Below are 16,091 nucleotides of genomic sequence, written 5' to 3'. Positions count from 1 at the left end.
TGGCCGCCGCCGGACCGCGCCGGTCAGTGCGTGTTCCCCCGCGACTTCAGGGGCACCCGCGGCAGTTCGGGCGCGGGCAGCGCGTCGCCGTCGTAGCCCTTGACCTCACCGAACCGGGTACCCGTCATCCAGTCGGAGCGGGCCTGTTCGATGTCCTCCTGCGTGCGGCCGATGAAGTTCCACCACATGATGATCCGCTCGCCGAGGGGAGGCCCCCCGAGCAGCACCGCCCGGGCGGGCTCGTCGGCGTGGTTGGTCAGGGTCAGGGTGTCGCCGCCGGGGGCCAGGTAGCCGAGTTCGGCCGGGCTCAGCCGGGTGCCGGCCATCTCCACGTCGCCGGCGTCGACGAGCAGGCCGTGCTCGTAGGCCGGATCGATCGCCAGGGTGACGGTCGCACCGGGATCGAGCGCGAGTTCGGCGCCGAGCAGCGGGGTGAAGGTCGGCACCGGCGAGGTGTCGCCGGCCAGGGACCCCAGGAACACCCGTGCCACACCGCCGCCGAGTGCCACGGGCTCCGGGACGTGGTGCTGGAAGGCGGGGGCGGTGTCACGGTGCCGCTCGGGGAGCACGACCCACAACTGGACGCCGTGCAGGACCGTGGTGCGCTCGGTGGAGACCTCCGAGTGGCTGATGCCGTGGCCGCCGGTCATGAGGTTGAGTTCGCCGGGCCGTACGTAGGCGTGCGTCCCGAGGCTGTCGCGGTGCTCGATCTCGCCGCTGAAGAGCCAGCTCACGGTCTGCAGCCCGGTGTGCGGGTGGGGCGCGACGTCCATGCCTCCGGTGTCGGAGACGTCGTCCGGCCCGTAGTGGTCGGCGAAGCACCAGGCGCCGATGAGCGAGCGGTTCCGCTGCGGAAGGGTGCGCCGCACCGTCATCGCGCGGGGTCCGCCGAGCGGGACGTCACGGGCGGACAGGATCTCCACGGTGCCCTTGGGCGGGGTCCCGCTCATGTCGCGCTTCTCACACAACGACTGCTTCGAATTTCAACAATCATGGAGTTGATGATACGGCGATGCCCCCGACGGACGACGGCGCATCCCACAGCGGCCGGAGACGGCCCGGCGAAGGAGTACTGGTGAGCGACACCACGGCGGTTCGGCAGAGCAGGCGGATCTTCATCGACAAGCAGAGCCCTCGGGCCTACAAGGCGATGCTGGCGGCCGCCGAGACCGTACGCGCGGTGGCCACCGAGGCCGGGCTCGAACACGACCTCGTGGAGCTGGTGAACATCCGCGTGTCGCAGCTGAACGGCTGCGCCTTCTGCCTCGACCGGCACACCCGGACCGCCCTCAGCGCGGGCGAGACCCCGCAGCGGCTGACCGTGCTGCCGGCCTGGCGCGACACCGAGCTGTTCACCGCACGCGAGCGCGCCGCGCTCGCGGTGGCCGAGGTGACCACGGACCCCACCGACGCCGCCGCCCAGGAAGAGGCCTACCAGGCCGCGCGCGAGGTGTTCGGCGACGACGAGCTCTCGGCCCTGATCTGGGTGGCGATCACCATCAACTCCTTCAACCGGGTCTCCATCCTGAGCAAGCACCCGGTCCGCCCCGGCCCGCGCCGGTGAGCCACGACCGTGACCGAAGGGGCGCGGCCCGCCGTTCGTGACGGCCGGGCCGCGCCCTTCCCGTCACGGCGGGGTCCCGTCCGTCACGGCGGGGTCAGCCGTCCAGGTCCCGCTGGGCTCCCGGGCCGGAGTGCACGCGCTCGATGTACTCCGGGGCGAGCCGGCTGACCTCGTCGAGCGCGGCGAGGTCGTCCTCGGTGAGCGTGAGCCCGGCCGCGGCGAGGTTGCCCTGCAGCTGGTCCATGCGGCTCGCGCCGACCAGCACGCTGCTCACCCCGGGCTGCTGCATCACCCAGGCCAGGGCCACCTGCGCGACCGTCGCGCCGTGCCGCCCGGCGATCTCGTCGAGGCGGTCGACCACGTCGTGTCCGCGTGCTTCGTCGACCGGCGGGTTCGAGCCCTTGCCCCAGCGCGTCGACCGGTCGCGCTCCGCTCCCCGGCGGAACTTGCCGCTCAGGAAACCGCCCGCGAGGGGGCTGTAGACCAGCAGGCCGAGCCCCTGGTCACGCACGGCGGGGAGGATCTCCCGCTCGATGTCCCGGCCGACGAGGGAGTAGTAGGCCTGCAGGGAGGCGAAGCGCTCCAGGTCGTGCAGGGCCGAGACGCCCAGCGCCTTCATCAGCTGCCACGCGGCGAGGTTGGAGGCGCCGATGTAGCGCACCTTGCCCTGGCGGACCGCGTCGTCGAGCGTGCGGAGGGTCTCCTCCAGCGGCGTCAGCGGGTCGAAGCTGTGGATCTGGTAGAGGTCGATCCGGTCCGTGCCCAGCCGCCGCAGGCTGTCCTCCAGCTGGCGCATGACGTGCAGGCGCGACAGGCCCATGTCGTTGGGGCCGGCCCCCATCCGGCCGTAGACCTTGGTGGCGAGGACGACGTCGTCGCGCCGTCCGCCGAGTATCCGGCCGAGCACCTCCTCCGACTCCCCGTCGGAGTAGATGTTCGCGGTGTCGATCAGGTTCACGCCAGCGTCGAGCGCGGCGTCCAGCATCTTGCCGGACTCGGTGTCGCCGAGGCCCCCGAGCACCTTCCAGAAGTCGTGGTCGCCTCCGCCGAAGGACATGGTGCCCAGGCCGAGCCGGGACACCAGGAGGCCGGTGTTGCCAAGTCGCGTGTAGCGCATGTCGTCGTCTGCCTTGCCTTTGCGTGTCACTGCCTCGCGGACCGGACAGCGGTGCACCGTTCACGGGGCACATCGGACAGTATGCACGACATAGTGTCGGACACAGTGTCCGAGACAGTACGGTGACCTAGGGGACGGAGAGAATGGGCGTCCGGTCAACCAGGGAGCAGCACACATGGCATCGATCACCCGCCCGACCCGCCAGACCAGGCGCCGCGCGGACTCCGAGGCGGCGGTCCTCGCCGCCACCGAGCGGCTCCTCCAGGCCGGCGCCACCTTCACCGAGCTCGGCGTCCAGCGGATCGCCGCGGAGGCGGGCGTGGCCCGGTCGACCTTCTACCTGTGCTTCCGGGACAAGACCGACCTGCTCATCCGGCTGACCGCCCACATGAAGGAGGAGCTGTTCCGGATCGGCGGCGACTGGCGTCCGACCGGGCCGGACGGCGGCCCCGACGGCCTGGCGGCGATCTACGCGGAGCAGCTGCGCTACTACCGCGAGCGCGGGCCCCTGCTCGCCGCCATCGCCGAAGTGGCGGCCTACGACGCCGAGATGCGCGAGGCCAGGGCGCGGGAGATCGACCGGTTCACCCGGCACATGACCCGGCTGATCGAGGAGGAGCAGGAGGCCGGCCGCCTCCACCGGGGGGTGGACGCGACGGCCGCGGCGCAGGTGCTGGCCTGGGGCGGTGAGCAGGTCATCGCACGTCAGGTGGCGATCGGCGACCCGTCCCGGGACGAGGCCGTGGCCCGCGACCTGGCCGGGTCGCAGTGGTACGGCACCTACCGCCGCCCGGAGGCCTGAGTCCTTCCGTACGGCGGAACACGTACGGCCCGAGATTTGACTCGGTCAATTCTCGCCTTTACGTTCGAGGGGCGGGCGACGAGAGCCGCGCCCCTCCCCCCACCCCACGGAGCGAACCCGCGTGAAGTGCTACGACTGCGCCCAGGAAGCGCGCCACGACAGCGAAGGCATCGGCGTCTGCACCCGTTGCGGCCTGTTCACCTGCGCGGACCACTCCCGCGTCGTCCGCCTCCCCGTCCACCAGCCCCGCGGGCTCGGCCGGGCGACCAGCCGCCTGCCCGCGCGCCGCGTCGTCTGCGCCACCTGCCACACGGCCGAGACCGCCGAGTGAGCACGGCCACGGCGACACGTGCACTAAAATTGACTGTGTCAAATCTCGTGCACGAAGGAGCGTGACGCCGCCATGGAGCAGTCAGTGGGCGACCTGCTCAAGAGCAAGGGGCTGCGCAGTACGGCACAGCGCCGCGCCCTCCTCAGCGCCCTGCAGGGCCACCCCCACTCCACCGCCTCCGAGCTCGAGGCGAGGATCGGCGTCGGCTCCCCGGGCGCGGGCGGACTGTCCAAGCAGGGCCTCTACAACGTGCTCGACGACCTCACCAGGGTGCAGTTGATCCGCTGCATCGAGCCCGCCGGTTCCGCCGCGCGCTACGAGCTGCGCGTCGGCGACAACCACCACCACCTGGTCTGCCGCAACTGCGGACGGGTCGAGGACGTCGACTGCACGGTCGGCGCGGCCCCCTGCCTGGACCCCGTGGAGGACAAGGGCTTCGTCATCGACGAGGCAGAGATCACCTGGTGGGGCCTGTGCGCCGACTGCCAGAAGGCCGCCACCGGCATCTAGATTTGACCGGGTCCAATCTAGGCGTAGTGTGGGAAGCGCACCAGGACGAAGGCCGCCACCGGCCCCCTCACCCCCCACCTTGCCGGCCGGACGCGGACCTCGCGGCACGCACCGCACACCGCCCGCCCATGGGAACGGAGTCCATCGTGACCACGACCCTGCACGCCTCCCCCACCAACCGGCGCCGCGCTTTCGACGCCGCCCCGTTCACCGCCTCCGCACCGCTGGCCGCCACCCTCCAGGACGTCCTCGTCGACCTGCTGGAACTGCACGCACAGACCAAGCAGGCGCACTGGAACCTCGTCGGCCGCGGCTTCCGCAGCCTGCACCTGGAACTGGACGAGATCGCCGCGACCGCCCGTGAAGCGGCGGACGAGATCGCCGAGCGGACGCGCGCCGTCGGCGCCACCCCAGACGGCAGGAGCGACACCGTGGCACGGACCACGACGCTCCCCGAGTTCCCGGCGGGCCGCATCGAGGACACCCGCGCCGCGACCCTCGTCCTCGGCCGCCTCAACACCGTCGGATGCGTGCTGCGCGCGGCATCCAGTGCCACGGGCGCCGAGGACCCGGCCACCGGGGACCTGGTCAACACCACGCTGCAGTCCGTCGAGAAGCACGCCTGGATGCTGCGCGACCGCCTCGCCCACGTCTGACCTGCCGTCGCATTCCGCGCGGGCAGGACACCCTGACGAGGTCGGACGACGGAAGCGTGGTCACACCTGCCGGACCATGACACCCGCCGCGGTCAGTGCGCCGACCGCGTCCTGCGGCGCGGAGTCGTCCGTGACGACGGCGTGCAACGCGGTGACCGGGGCGACGAAGGCGAGGGCGGTACGGGAGAGCTTGGCCCCCTCCGTCACCGCGATGACGCGGCGGGCGGAGCCGATGGCGGCCCGCTTCACGGCGGCGTCGTCCAGGTCGTAGGCCGTGAGGCCGTTGGCGGCGTTGAGACCGCAGCAGCCGATCACCGCGGTGTCGAAGCGCAGCGCGGCCAGCGACGCCTCGGTCAGCGGGCCGGTGAGCGCCAGTTCACCGGGCCGCGGCCGGCCGCCCGGGACGAGCAGGGTCAGCTGCGGGGCGCCGGTCAGGGCGTTCACCGAGTGCAGGGACAGGGGCATCACCGTCAGCCGGCGCCCTTCGAGCGCCCGGGCCACCTCCAGGCAGGTCGTACCGCTGTCCAGGACGACGGCCTCGCCGTCGGAGATCAGCCCGGCGACCTCGGCGGCGATGCGCCGCTTGCCCTCCTGCCCCTCCTGGGACCGGAGCCCGAAGGGCGGTTCGTCACCGCGCAGCAGCAGGCTCCGCGCGCCGCCCCGGTAGCGCTCCAGGACACCCTGGGCGGCCAGCACCTCCAGGTCGCGGCGGACGGTCATCTCCGAGGCGCCGGTGAGGACGGCCAGCTCGGCGACGCCGACGCGCCCCGCCTCCTGCACGGCCTCGGTGATCTGCCTGAGTCGGTCGGTACCAGCCATGAGCGCATTGAACAGCAGGCATGTTCAAAAGGCAAGGTTTCGAAAGTAATCGATGTTCGCTATGTTCGAAGCGTGAACACAGCACCTCGGGCCGCCCGAATGGCCACCTTCGCCTACTTCGTGCTGAACGGCTTCGTGCTGGGCATGTGGATCGTGCACATCCCGGAGATCGAGCACCGCACGGGGATCGGCCATGCCACGCTCGGCTGGCTCTTGCTGCTGCTCGGCGCGGGGGCCTTCGCGGGCATGCAGATCGTCGGCCCGCTCACCGACCGCCTCGGTGCCCGTACGGTCGTGCCCGTCAGCGCGGCGCTGTGCAGCGCCACCGTCGTCCTGCCGGGCCTGGCCGGCGACGCCTGGACCCTGGGGGCCGCCCTCCTGCTGCTCGGCATCGGCAACGGCAGCCTGGACGTCAGCATGAACGCCCACGCCGTCCAGGTCGAGCACGGCTACGGACGGCCCGTCATGTCGGCCTTCCACGCCACCTTCTCCATCGGCGGCGTCCTGGCCGCGCTCGCGGGCGCGCGCACGCTCAGCAGCGGCTGGAGCCCAGCGTGGACGCTCGGGGTCGTCGCGGCGCTGGGCGTCGTCGTCGCTGTCGCGGCGGCACCCGCCCTGCTGCGGCCCGCAACCCACGCCCCCGGTACGGAGCATGCGAAGGCTCCGGTCCGCCGGCGGACGCCACGGCGCATCTGGGCACTCGCCGTGCTCGCGTTGATGATCATGATGTGCGAAGGGGTGGCCAACGACTGGAGCACGCTCCACCTGAGCACCGTGCTGGACGCGCCGGCCGCCACCGCCGCGCTCGCCTACGGGGCCTTCTCCACCGCCATGACGGCCGGCCGGTTCGTCGTGGACCGCGTGGCCACGCGGCTCGGCCCCCTGGCCGTCCTGCGGGGCGGCGCCACGGTGGCCGCGGCCGGGCTCTTCACGGCGGCCCTCTCACCCTGGGTGCCCCTGGCGGTGGCCGGCTGGGCCGTGTTCGGCGCCGGACTGTCCGGCTGCGTGCCCCAGTTGTTCAGCGCGGCGGGCCACGCCGACCCCGCCGCCGCGGGCGCCAACGTCTCCCGCGTCGCCGGGCTCGGCTACCTCGGCATGCTCGCCGGGCCGGCGGTCATCGGGCCGCTGACCCATCTGATGCCGCTCAACATCACCTTCCTGCTGCCCGTGGCATGCTGTGCCGTCGCGGCCGCGGCGGCCGGCATCCTGCGGCCGCCCGCGCGCACCGCACCGGCGCACCAGGAGGTCTCGGCGGCATGACCGGCACCGAACGCACCGGCGGGAACCCCGCCACGATCGAGTCGTTCACCGTGGACTGCGACGGGGAGACCCTCAGTTGCACGGCGGCGCGCCCGGTCACGGACGACCGGGGAGCGGCCGGGGCCCTGACGGCCGTCGTCCTGCACGGCGCGGGAACCAGCGACAGGCAGCGGCTCACCGGCCTGCTCGGCGACGTCGCCGCCCGGGGTCACCACGCGCTCGCCTTCGACTTCTCGGGGCACGGCGACAGCACCGGCCTGCTCGCGGACTCCAGCCTGAGGCGGCGGTTCCTCCAGGCCCGGGCCGTCATCGACGGACAAGTCCCGGCCCGGCACCGCCTGGCCGTGATCGGCTTCAGCATGAGCGGGCAGACCGTCGCCGACCTGGCGCGGCACTACGGTGCACGGGTGGCGTCCGTCGGCCTGTGCGCTCCTGCCGTGTACGCGGCCGACGCGTGGACCGTGCCCTTCGGGGCGGGCTTCACCGAGATCATCCGGAGCCCGGAGAGCTGGCGGAACTCGCCCGCCCTCGACGTCTTCCGCTCCCTGTCCGGCCGGGCGGTCCTGGCGACCCCGGCCGCCGACACGGTGATCCCGCCCGCCGTCACCGAGGCCGTCGCCACCGCGCTCGGGGGCTCCCGCGCGCGCTTCACCCGGCTCACCTACCCGGACGCGGAGCACCGGCTCGCCCTGTGGTTCACCGGCAACCCGGAACCGCGCGGCCGCTTCGTCGACGCCGTCCTGCGCGACGCGGCGTGAAGCTCCGGGCCCGTCAGCCCCGTTCGTACGGCCGCAGCGCGGCGACCGAGCGGCGTACGGCCTCGGCGTGCCCGAACAGCCCGGGCAGGCCGCCGGTGTGCAGGAAGACGGTGCGCCGCCCGCGGCGGATGTCGCCGTCGCGCACCGCCGCGGCCAGACCGGCCATGGCGCGGCCGGTGTAGGTGGGGTCCAGGGCGATGCCCTCGGTGGCCGCCGCCGTACGCATCGCCTCGAGGACCGGTTCGTGGAGCGTCGCGTAGCCGGCGCCGACCTGGTCGGTGCGGATGCGCAGCGAGTCCGGGGCGACGGCACGGTGGGCGACCTCCCCCACCAGGTCCGCCACGATGGCGGCGGGTCCGGTCACGGCGCCGCAGTGGACGCCCAGGACCCGTTCCTCACCCAGTGCGGCGACGAGACCGGCCATGGTGCCGCCGGAGCCGAGCGCCACCACCACGTGGGCGACGTCCGGCAGTTGGGCGTGGAGCTCCTCACCGGCCTCGACGTAGCCGCGGGCCCCGGTCGGGCTGGATCCGCCGAAGGGGATGAGGTGGGGTAGCGCGCCCTCGCGGCGCAGTTGCCCGCACACCTCCTCGGCGACGCCCGCGAGGTCGGCGGGCTCGGCGTCGCCGGCCCAGACGACCCTGGCGCCGAAGAGGCCGTCGAGCACGAGGTTGCCGGTGCCGGACCCGGCTTCGGGTTCCTTGCCGGGGAAGACGAGGACGACGTCGAGCCCGAGGCGCGCGCCGGCCGCGGCGGTGAGGCGGGCGTGGTTGCTCTGCGCCGCGCCGACCGTCACCAGGGTGTCCGCGCCCGCGTCGAGCGCCTCGCCGACCGTCCACTCCAGCTTGCGGACCTTGTTGCCGCCGCCGCCCAGCCCGGTGAGGTCGTCCCGCTTGATCCACAGGTCGTCCGCGCCCAGGCCGAGGGTGGCGGCCAGGCGCGGCATGGGCTCGACGGGGGTGGGCCAGGTGGACAGCGTGATCTTGCCGGGCATCGGCTGCGCTCCAGGGTCAGACGACGGTGGTGACCGGCGTTCCGGACGCCGGTGGGGTCCATTGTGGGCGCTGCCGGGCGGCCCGCCGCTCCGGAAGGGCGGAAGGGGGCCCGGTGGCTGCCTCCTCGCGGCGAAGGGACACTTGAAGTCTCCCCCTGAGGAGGTGGGATCGCCGTGAGCGAGTTCGAGCGCTCCATGAACATGTCGGCCTCCGCGGACCGCGTCTTCGACCGGGCGGAGGACCTCGGCCGTATCGAGTCCTGGCTCCCCGACGAGCTGCACGTCCACGCCGCCGAACCGCCCGCCGTCACCGTGCACGACGACGACACCGGACGGGACGCGGCCGCGCTCTTCCGGGCCGACCGCGCGCACAAACGGCTGGAGTGGGGTACCAGCGAGGACGACCGCTACGCGGGCTGGCTGCAGGTGGACCGGACCGACGAGCGGACCAGCGAGGTGACCATCCACCTGTCGTTCTCCGACGAGAGCATCGCGCCGCCGGAGGACGTCGTGGACCAGGCCTTGGACGACAGCCTGCACCGTCTGTCGCGCATGGTCACCGCCTGAGTCCGGCGGCGCGTCCGGGCGCCGGGGCCAACTGTCGGCGCCGGCCGCACCGCCGGGGCGAGAGGACGGCTCCCGGGATGACGCACGTCCCAGCGGACCCGGACTCCGTTCCCTCGTGCATCCCAACGTAAATCTCAGTTTGGACTGAGTCAAATGTCGGCGGTCGCCCCGGGCCGGCCCCGTGCCACCGTCGCCGGACCTCCTGGGACTGCGGGTACCAGGCACCCACGCGGCCCGCGCAGCACACTGGGGGCATGGCGGCGACGGAATTCGGCAGAGCGGTGCGGCGGTGGCGGGAGCGGGTGGCCCCCGAGGCCGCCGGGCTGCCGGTCGGCGGGCACCGGCGTGCCCCGGGACTGCGCCGGGAGGAACTGGCCCAGCTGGCGGGGATCTCCGTCGACTACGTCACCCGGCTCGAACAGGGCCGGGCCTCCCATCCGTCGGCACAGGTCGTGGAAGCCCTGGCCAGGGCGCTGCGGCTGTCCCCGGACGAGCGCGGGCACCTGTTCCAGCTGGCCGGTCTGGCGCCCCCGGGGCCGGACACCGTCCCCGCCTACATCACGCCCAGCGTCCAGCGTCTGCTCGACCGGCTGACCGGCACCCCGGTCGCCGTCTACGACGCGTCCTGGACGCTGCTGGTGGCCAATCCCCCGTACGCGGCGCTCATGGGCGATCCGTCCGGGTGGCGCGGCAACCAGCGCAACGGGGTCTGGAACCACTTCGTCGGCGGGGGCGAGCGGATCCGGCGCACCCCGGAGTACCTGGCCGCCTTCGAGTCGGCGCTCGTCGCCGACCTCCGCGCGGCCGCCGACCGCTACCCGGCCGACCCGCAGGTGCGCCGGCTCGTCTCCGACCTCCGCGCGAACAGCGACCGCTTCGCCGAGCTGTGGGACGCCGGCGCGGTCGGCCGCCACGAGGCGGCCCGCAAGACGTTCGACCACCCGCGCGTGGGCCCGCTGACCCTCGACTGCGACGTGCTCACCGTGACGGGCAGCGACCTGCGCATCATGGTCTACACCGCAGAACCCGGCACCGAGGACGCCGACCGCCTGGCGCTGCTCACCGTGCTCGGCACCCAGGAACTCACCGGGTGACGGCCGCCAGTCGCTCGAACGCGGTCGGGAACGGCCTGCGGGGCAGGAAGTCACGGATGCGGCGGGCACACTCCGCCGCGGAGGCCTCGGTCGTGTCGCACTCGACGTCGTAGAGGCCGTGGGCGTGGACGAGTCCGGACTGACGGGCCGCCAGGCCTTCGGGGCGGTCCCCGCGCTCACGTTCGCGCCGCCGGAGTTCCCCGGGCGAGCAGTGCACCCCCACCAGGACGACGTCCCTCGGGGGGAACAGCCCGAGGCAGTCCCGCAGGCGCCAGGGCTCGCTGAGGACGTGGTCGACCACCACGTTGTTGCCCCCGGCGGCCATGCCGGCGACCGCGCGGTGGAATCCCCGCCAGGTGCGCCGCAGTACGCCCGGCAATTCCTCCGGGCCCACCTCGCGACGGGACCGCATGGCGTGGAACGCGTCCACCGGCATGTGGAAGTAGGTCCCGTCCAGGGTGAGCAGCAGTTCCCTGGCGATGCTCGACTTCCCCGAACTGGACGTCCCGTTGAGGAAGACGATGAGGCCGCCTGGCCCGGCTTCGGTGGTTGCGCCGGTATCGGTGGTCACATCGGTATCAGGGGTTGCGCCGGCTTCGGGCAACGTGCCTCCTCCGCCGCCGGACCGCCGGGGGCCGTGGTGGGCGGTCGCCCTACGGCGCTTGCGTGCCGGGCGCGTTGGGGCCCGCCGACGGCTGGGTGGGGGGAGGACTCACGATCCGGTCCTCCACTGCGGACAGGACGAGCATCAGCCCGAGCAGGAACACCGGCAGCCCGAGCACCAATGCGGCGATCATCGCAGATCCTCCGCGTGCGGCAGGGACGTTCGCCGACTGCGGGCGAGGGCGTCGGACGGGTGGCGGCGGTCGTGGACACGGGGGGACACGGGCGACATGGGCACCTCCACTGTGGCGTCGGATGCCCGCCTTCCCCGCTTCGGGCGTTGTATGGGGGCGCCGGGGAAGCCGGCGCTCCCGCGTCCCGGTTCCGGTCCCGGGCGCCGCGCCCCGTCGGGTCAGTAGCGGAAGGCGTCGGGACCGTCGAGCCGCCCGAACCGCCGCGGGTGCGGGATCTGCTCCGGCCGCTGGGCCCACCGGGCACGTCGGCGCCGGGCGCCTCCGTGCTCGCCCCAGTAGAGGACCGCGACGACACCGGCAGTCGCGCACAGCAACGCGCCGACGACGACGCTGTAGACCGTGCCCGCCGAGAGCACCCCGACCACGGTGCCCAGCACGACTCCCAGCATTCCCGCACCGAAAACGAGCCTGCGAATCTTCAAATCCATGAAGAATCACTCCCTTTCGCCAGAACGCATTCCCCGGTGAACGCCCGTCAATCCACGGATCGCCTTAACGAGTGACACCCGGACCGGGTTTGTGACACATCATCACGCGATTCCCCCCGCATTCCTCCACGCTCGGGAAGCCGCGGTTTCACACGAGGGCGTCCATCGCCGTGCGGTACAGGACCTCCTCGGCCCGGTCCCACGACCAGCCGTTCTCCACCACGAGCGTGCGCCAGCCGGTCGGGCCGAACCAGAACCAGAGCAGGTCGGCGGTCTCCTCCGGCGAGTAGCGCGGGGCGGGTGCGCTCACCGCCAGGAAATGCCGGGCGACCGCGCGCAGCGCCTCCCGGTAGTCGGCCGTCGCCCTTTCCCACAGCGCCTCGCCGTTCTCATGCACGGGCAACGCCTTCTGAATCGCCTCGTGCGCCTTGAACTGGCTCTCGTTGCCCGCCCGGGTGCCGCCGGCGAGCGCCCGGAGGACGCCCTCGGGCGTCCGTACGGCCAGGATGCGCGCGACGGCCCCCTCGTAACCGGACCCCACGACGGCCTTGTCGACGATCCGGTCCAGGACGTCCGATTTGCTGCCGACGCTCGCGAAGACCGTCTTCGACGCGACCCCGGCCGCCGCCGCGATGTCCGCGACGGTCACCCGCCCGTAGCCGCGTTCGGCGAAGAGCTGCTCCGCCTGTTCGAGGATCACCGCACGCGTCCGCGCCGCGGCCTGTTCACGGAGCGGGGAGACGTATGCGCGCTTGGTGACCATGCCGTCATCCTACTATCAGTGCCGCTTTGACCTATCCAATCGGTCCTCTATAACCTCAATATCGGATGCGCGGCTCGCGCATCCGGTGAGACCGGCCCGCAGGACGGGCGGGCGAAAGGTGGGAACGATGGCGATGGACGCCAAGGACCTGGCCGAAGGGCTCTTCCGGATCCTGGAGACGGGCGACGCGGCGCTGGCCGCCGAGGTCGTGGGCGCCGACAACCACAACCGGGAGGCGGCCGTCTCGCCCGCGGCCTGTTCGACACCCGGCCCGGCGGGGACGCTGGCCTCTGGCGCGTGGCTCCGCTCGGCCTTCAGCGACCTGCGCTTCCCCGTGCTGGGCATCGCGCGCAACGACGATCAGGTCTGGATCCGGCTGCGCATGCAGGGACGGCACACCGGCCCGTTCGTGCGCTTCCGGGACGGCGTCCTCGACCAGGCGATCCCTCCCACGGGGCGCGAGGTCGACTTCGAGCAGGTGCACCTGCTCGACCTCCGCGACGGCAAGGTCGTCCGGCACGAGGCGCTGCGTGACGACGTCACGATGCTGGGCCAGCTCGGCGTCTTCCCCCCGTCGCCGGCCGTGGCGATGCGCATGGTCGCCTGGAAGGTCTCCGGACGCGCCAAGCGGGCCGCCGACGAGGTCACGAAGCTCGCCGCCGAGGCGGCCGGGCAGGCGCGCGCGTAGTCCGGCGGGCCCGGGTCAGCGGGCGCCCGAGGCGCCCCGTGCCAGCAGGAGCAGCGCGTCGACCAGGCTCTCGGCCGAGCTGCCGGTGGCCAGGCGGCGCAGCTGCATCCCGAACACCAGGGCCACGACCGTCGAGGCGGCCTCCTCGGCGTCCGGCACGCCGAGGGCGGTCAGCACGGACGCGGCGAGCCGGTCGTAGGCGGCGAAGCACTCGGCCGCGGCGTCCCGCAGCGCGGGGTCGCGGCCGGCCTGGACGTACAGCTCGAAGGGCGCGAGGTGGGTGCTGTCGAAGCCCGTCCCCTCGGCGACCTGCCCCACCAGCGCGGCGGCACCCTTGAGGTCGATGCCCTCCTCCTGCCCCCGGGCGGCCAGTTCGGTGAAGCGGCCGGTCTCCTCCTCCACGAAGTGGAGCAGGCTCTCCCGCAGCAGGTCGTGCTGCGTGGCGAAGTGGTAGGTCACCGAGCCGAGGGACACCCCGGCCTCCTGGGCGATGCGCCGGTTGGTGACCGCGGCGACACCGTCCTGACCGATGATCCGCAGGACGGCACTGATGATGTTCTGGCGGGTGCCGGCGGGGTTGGGCATGCCTGTCATTGTGTCACCGCGGCGGGGGCGCGCTGCTCGTACCAGCGCTGATCGCTCTCCAGCTGTGCGGCGAGCGAGATCAGCAGGGGCTCGCTGTGGGCCGGCCCGAGGAGCTGGGCGCCCACCGGCAGGCCGTCGCCGAAGCCCGCCGGGACGCTGATGCCGGGCCAGCCGAGCACGTTCCAGGGCCAGGCGTACGGGCAGGCCGCGATCACCGCCTGGTCGGTGCGCCGCCCGGACAGCTCGGTCATGGCGCCCACGGCCGGGGGCGGGGTGGCGGTGGCGGGGGTGAGGAGCACGTCGAAGCGGGAGAAGATCTCGCCGATCCGGCGGTGCTGGCCGCCCTCCGCGCGGCGGGCGCGGCGCAGGGCGGCCCCGGCGAGCAGGCGCCCGTTCCGGGAGGCGGTCAGGGTGCGGGGGTCGAGGAGCGTACGGTCCGGGACGCGGTCGCTCCACTGGCTGATGCCGGCGAACGCGCGGGGCAGGAAGCTCAGTCCGATCAGGCCGTAGCGCGGCTCGGCCTCCTCCACCTCGTGGCCCAGCCGGGCGAGGGCGTCGGCCAGGTCCCCGAGCGCGCGGCGCACGGACGGGTGGAGCGGGGCACGGGCGGCGACGAACGGGGGCCGCCAGGACACTGCGATCCGCAGCCGGCCCGGTTCGCGTCCGGCCGCCTCGACGGCGGCGATGCCCGGGGGCCGGTGGAGGTCGCCCGGGTGCTGTCCGGCGGCGGCATCCAGCAGCAGCGCCGCGTCGCCAACGGTGCGGGCGAGCGGGCCGTTGACGGTCAGGCCGTGGAAGGACTCGGCGTCGGGCCAGGTGGAGACCCGGCCACGCTGCGGCTTGATGCCCACCAGACGCGTCCACGCCGCGGGGATGCGGACCGAACCCGCCCCGTCCGAGCCCAGCGCCGCGGCCACCACCCCGGCGGCCACCGCTGCCGCGCCGCCGCCGGAGGAACCCCCGGGAGTGTGCCCCAGGTCCCACGGGTTGCGGGTGGCACCGAAGGCGGGGCCCTCGGTGAACGGCCACTGCCCCAGCTCACAGGTGTTGGTCTTGCCGACGACGATCGCGCCGGCCGCGCGCAGCCGCCGTACCGCCTCGCCGTCCTCGGACTTGGCCGGGAAGGCCCCGGCGCAACCGAACGCGGTCGGTTCGCCCGCCAGGTCCGTGTCGTCCTTGATCGCGACGGGGACGCCCAGCAGCGGCAGCCGCTCGCCGCGCTCCAGCCGCCGGTCGGCCTCCTCGGCCTCCGCCAGGGCGGCCTCGGCACGCACGCGGCGGAAGGCGTTGACGGTCGGCTGGGTGGCGTCGATGCGGCCGAGCGTCACGCGCACAAGCTCCGCCGCGGTGACATCGCCTTCGCGCAGCGCCCGGGCCTGCGCCGCAAGCCCCTCGGTACGGGCAGTGGACACGGCCGCCCCCTCTCCCTATTGTTCGTTCGAACGAACGAGACGGGAGGTTAGACGGATGCGCATCGCCGGTGCAACTGTTCTGCTCACCGGTGCCACGGGTGGGCTCGGCCAGGACATGGCGCGCGAACTCGCCGCCAGGGGCGCGCGGTTGACCCTCAGCGGGCGCCGCGCCGACGTCCTCGAACCCTTGGCCAAGAGCCTGGACGCGAGGGCCGTCCCCGCCGACCTCGCGGATCGCGCCGACGTGGAGCGGCTGGCCGCCGAGTGCGCCGGCGTCGACGTCCTCGTGGCCAACGCCGCCCTGCCGAGCAGCGGCGAGCTGCTGGACTACTCCCCCGACCAGCTCGACCGCGCCCTGATGGTGAACCTGCGGGCACCGGTCCTGCTGGCGCGGCTGCTGGCGCCGGCCATGGTCGGGGCCGGGCAGGGCCACATCGTCCTCATCGGCTCGCTGTCCGGCAAGGCCGCCTCGCGGTCCACCTCCCTGTACAGCGCGACCAAGTTCGGCCTCCGCGGCTTCGCCCACGGCTTCCGCGAGGACCTGCACGGGACCGGTGTCGGGGTGTCCCTGGTCCAGCCCGGATTCGTCCGGGACGCGGGCATGTTCGCCGACACGGGTGCCAAGGCGCCCGCCGGGGCGCGTACCGTGACGCCCCGGCAGGTCACGGCGGGGGTCGTCCGGGCCGTCGAACGCAACCTCGGCGAGGTGAACGTGGCCCCGCCCGAGCTGCGCCTGCTCAGCGCCGTCGCCGGGCAGTTCCCGGTCTTCGCCGCCCGCGTCCAGCGGCTCAGCGGATCCGCCGAGCGTGCGACGCGGGACATCGTGACGGCGCAGCGGCACCGCCGCTGAGCGGCCGCCGTACGGGTGTGACGCCGTCCGGTACGA

Annotated in this window: 21 protein-coding genes; 11 read left to right on the top strand and 10 right to left on the bottom strand. The window is 73.4% G+C overall.

The features are described from left to right. Window positions 1-23: 23 nt before the first annotated feature. On the bottom strand, window positions 24-950 hold the full coding sequence (locus ACFYYN_RS16280; RefSeq protein WP_500546326.1) for a pirin family protein: 927 nt from the start codon (window positions 948-950) through the stop codon (window positions 24-26). Between the two features lie 125 nt (window positions 951-1,075). Here ACFYYN_RS16280 and ACFYYN_RS16275 point away from each other — a divergent pair, with 125 nt between their 5' ends. Then, complete coding sequence (locus tag ACFYYN_RS16275; RefSeq protein WP_500546324.1) at window positions 1,076-1,564, top strand: carboxymuconolactone decarboxylase family protein; 489 nt, start codon at window positions 1,076-1,078, stop codon at window positions 1,562-1,564. 94 nt (window positions 1,565-1,658) lie between these two features. Here the strand turns inward: ACFYYN_RS16275 and ACFYYN_RS16270 are convergent, their stop codons facing one another. Beyond that, window positions 1,659-2,681, bottom strand: a complete 1,023-nt coding sequence (locus ACFYYN_RS16270; protein WP_500546323.1) for an aldo/keto reductase — start codon at window positions 2,679-2,681, stop codon at window positions 1,659-1,661. Window positions 2,682-2,856: 175 nt separating this feature from the next. On the opposite strand from ACFYYN_RS16270, the gene ACFYYN_RS16265 reads away from it, so the two are divergent. The 4 genes from ACFYYN_RS16265 (at window position 2,857) to ACFYYN_RS16250 (ending at window position 4,980) form a co-directional block, all read left to right on the top strand. Continuing rightward, window positions 2,857-3,483: a TetR/AcrR family transcriptional regulator gene (locus tag ACFYYN_RS16265; protein ID WP_500546322.1), complete on the top strand. Its 627-nt coding sequence runs from the start codon at window positions 2,857-2,859 to the stop codon at window positions 3,481-3,483. A 121-nt stretch (window positions 3,484-3,604) separates the two neighbouring features. Beyond that, window positions 3,605-3,814 (top strand): DUF2180 family protein, encoded by a 210-nt coding sequence (locus ACFYYN_RS16260; RefSeq protein WP_500546321.1) that lies wholly within the window; start codon window positions 3,605-3,607, stop codon window positions 3,812-3,814. Between the two features lie 72 nt (window positions 3,815-3,886). Beyond that, window positions 3,887-4,324, top strand: a complete 438-nt coding sequence (locus tag ACFYYN_RS16255; RefSeq protein WP_500324767.1) for a Fur family transcriptional regulator — start codon at window positions 3,887-3,889, stop codon at window positions 4,322-4,324. 146 nt (window positions 4,325-4,470) lie between these two features. Next, window positions 4,471-4,980 (top strand): Dps family protein, encoded by a 510-nt coding sequence (locus tag ACFYYN_RS16250; protein ID WP_500546320.1) that lies wholly within the window; start codon window positions 4,471-4,473, stop codon window positions 4,978-4,980. Window positions 4,981-5,040: 60 nt separating this feature from the next. Here ACFYYN_RS16250 and ACFYYN_RS16245 read toward each other — a convergent pair whose 3' ends face one another. Continuing rightward, on the bottom strand, window positions 5,041-5,799 hold the full coding sequence (locus tag ACFYYN_RS16245; RefSeq protein ID WP_500546319.1) for a DeoR/GlpR family DNA-binding transcription regulator: 759 nt from the start codon (window positions 5,797-5,799) through the stop codon (window positions 5,041-5,043). 72 nt (window positions 5,800-5,871) lie between these two features. Here ACFYYN_RS16245 and ACFYYN_RS16240 point away from each other — a divergent pair, with 72 nt between their 5' ends. Together ACFYYN_RS16240 and ACFYYN_RS16235 are read left to right on the top strand one after the other, a co-directional pair. Next, complete coding sequence (locus ACFYYN_RS16240; protein WP_500546318.1) at window positions 5,872-7,059, top strand: MFS transporter; 1,188 nt, start codon at window positions 5,872-5,874, stop codon at window positions 7,057-7,059. After that, window positions 7,056-7,817, top strand: coding sequence for an alpha/beta hydrolase (locus ACFYYN_RS16235; RefSeq protein WP_500546317.1), 762 nt, complete (start codon window positions 7,056-7,058; stop codon window positions 7,815-7,817). Before ACFYYN_RS16240 ends, ACFYYN_RS16235 begins: the two co-directional genes overlap by 4 nt. A 13-nt stretch (window positions 7,818-7,830) precedes the next feature. On the opposite strand, the gene ACFYYN_RS16230 is transcribed toward ACFYYN_RS16235, so the two are convergent. After that, window positions 7,831-8,811 (bottom strand): D-cysteine desulfhydrase family protein, encoded by a 981-nt coding sequence (locus ACFYYN_RS16230; RefSeq protein ID WP_500324760.1) that lies wholly within the window; start codon window positions 8,809-8,811, stop codon window positions 7,831-7,833. A gap of 174 nt (window positions 8,812-8,985) precedes the next feature. Between ACFYYN_RS16230 and ACFYYN_RS16225 the strand changes: the two genes are divergently transcribed. Next, entirely contained in the window at window positions 8,986-9,378 is a 393-nt protein-coding gene (locus tag ACFYYN_RS16225; protein WP_500546315.1) for an SRPBCC family protein, read from the top strand. Between the two features lie 254 nt (window positions 9,379-9,632). Further along, window positions 9,633-10,472 (top strand): helix-turn-helix transcriptional regulator, encoded by an 840-nt coding sequence (locus ACFYYN_RS16220; RefSeq protein WP_500324756.1) that lies wholly within the window; start codon window positions 9,633-9,635, stop codon window positions 10,470-10,472. Here ACFYYN_RS16220 and ACFYYN_RS16215 read toward each other — a convergent pair. The 4 genes from ACFYYN_RS16215 to ACFYYN_RS16200 all read right to left on the bottom strand — a co-directional run bounded on the left by ACFYYN_RS16215 (window position 10,462) and on the right by ACFYYN_RS16200 (window position 12,520). Continuing rightward, the gene (locus tag ACFYYN_RS16215; RefSeq protein ID WP_500546314.1) at window positions 10,462-11,043 is read right to left on the bottom strand and encodes a chloramphenicol phosphotransferase CPT family protein; all 582 of its coding nucleotides are present in this window, start codon (window positions 11,041-11,043) and stop codon (window positions 10,462-10,464) included. The genes ACFYYN_RS16220 and ACFYYN_RS16215 overlap by 11 nt on opposite strands. 82 nt (window positions 11,044-11,125) lie before the next feature. Beyond that, on the bottom strand, window positions 11,126-11,269 hold the full coding sequence (locus ACFYYN_RS16210; RefSeq protein WP_500356625.1) for a hypothetical protein: 144 nt from the start codon (window positions 11,267-11,269) through the stop codon (window positions 11,126-11,128). 218 nt (window positions 11,270-11,487) lie between these two features. Then, window positions 11,488-11,757 (bottom strand): hypothetical protein, encoded by a 270-nt coding sequence (locus ACFYYN_RS16205; RefSeq protein WP_500356626.1) that lies wholly within the window; start codon window positions 11,755-11,757, stop codon window positions 11,488-11,490. Window positions 11,758-11,905: 148 nt separating this feature from the next. After that, window positions 11,906-12,520 (bottom strand): TetR/AcrR family transcriptional regulator, encoded by a 615-nt coding sequence (locus ACFYYN_RS16200; protein WP_500546313.1) that lies wholly within the window; start codon window positions 12,518-12,520, stop codon window positions 11,906-11,908. Window positions 12,521-12,647: 127 nt separating this feature from the next. On the opposite strand from ACFYYN_RS16200, the gene ACFYYN_RS16195 reads away from it, so the two are divergent. Further along, entirely contained in the window at window positions 12,648-13,208 is a 561-nt protein-coding gene (locus ACFYYN_RS16195; protein WP_500436761.1) for an ester cyclase, read from the top strand. 15 nt (window positions 13,209-13,223) lie between these two features. On the opposite strand, the gene ACFYYN_RS16190 is transcribed toward ACFYYN_RS16195, so the two are convergent. Together ACFYYN_RS16190 and ACFYYN_RS16185 are read right to left on the bottom strand one after the other, a co-directional pair. Further along, window positions 13,224-13,793, bottom strand: coding sequence for a TetR/AcrR family transcriptional regulator (locus tag ACFYYN_RS16190; protein WP_500324745.1), 570 nt, complete (start codon window positions 13,791-13,793; stop codon window positions 13,224-13,226). Between the two features lie 5 nt (window positions 13,794-13,798). After that, window positions 13,799-15,205, bottom strand: coding sequence for an amidase (locus ACFYYN_RS16185; RefSeq protein WP_500546312.1), 1,407 nt, complete (start codon window positions 15,203-15,205; stop codon window positions 13,799-13,801). A gap of 55 nt (window positions 15,206-15,260) precedes the next feature. Between ACFYYN_RS16185 and ACFYYN_RS16180 the strand changes: the two genes are divergently transcribed. Beyond that, window positions 15,261-16,055: an SDR family NAD(P)-dependent oxidoreductase gene (locus tag ACFYYN_RS16180; protein WP_500546311.1), complete on the top strand. Its 795-nt coding sequence runs from the start codon at window positions 15,261-15,263 to the stop codon at window positions 16,053-16,055. The last annotated feature ends 36 nt before the right edge of the window (window positions 16,056-16,091 follow it).

Source organism: Streptomyces sp. NPDC001902 (genome assembly GCF_042891295.1).
In the GTDB taxonomy this organism is placed as follows: domain Bacteria; phylum Actinomycetota; class Actinomycetes; order Streptomycetales; family Streptomycetaceae; genus Actinacidiphila.
Note: the sequence above shows the minus strand (reverse complement) of the source record. Positions and strands in the feature narration are given on the sequence as shown.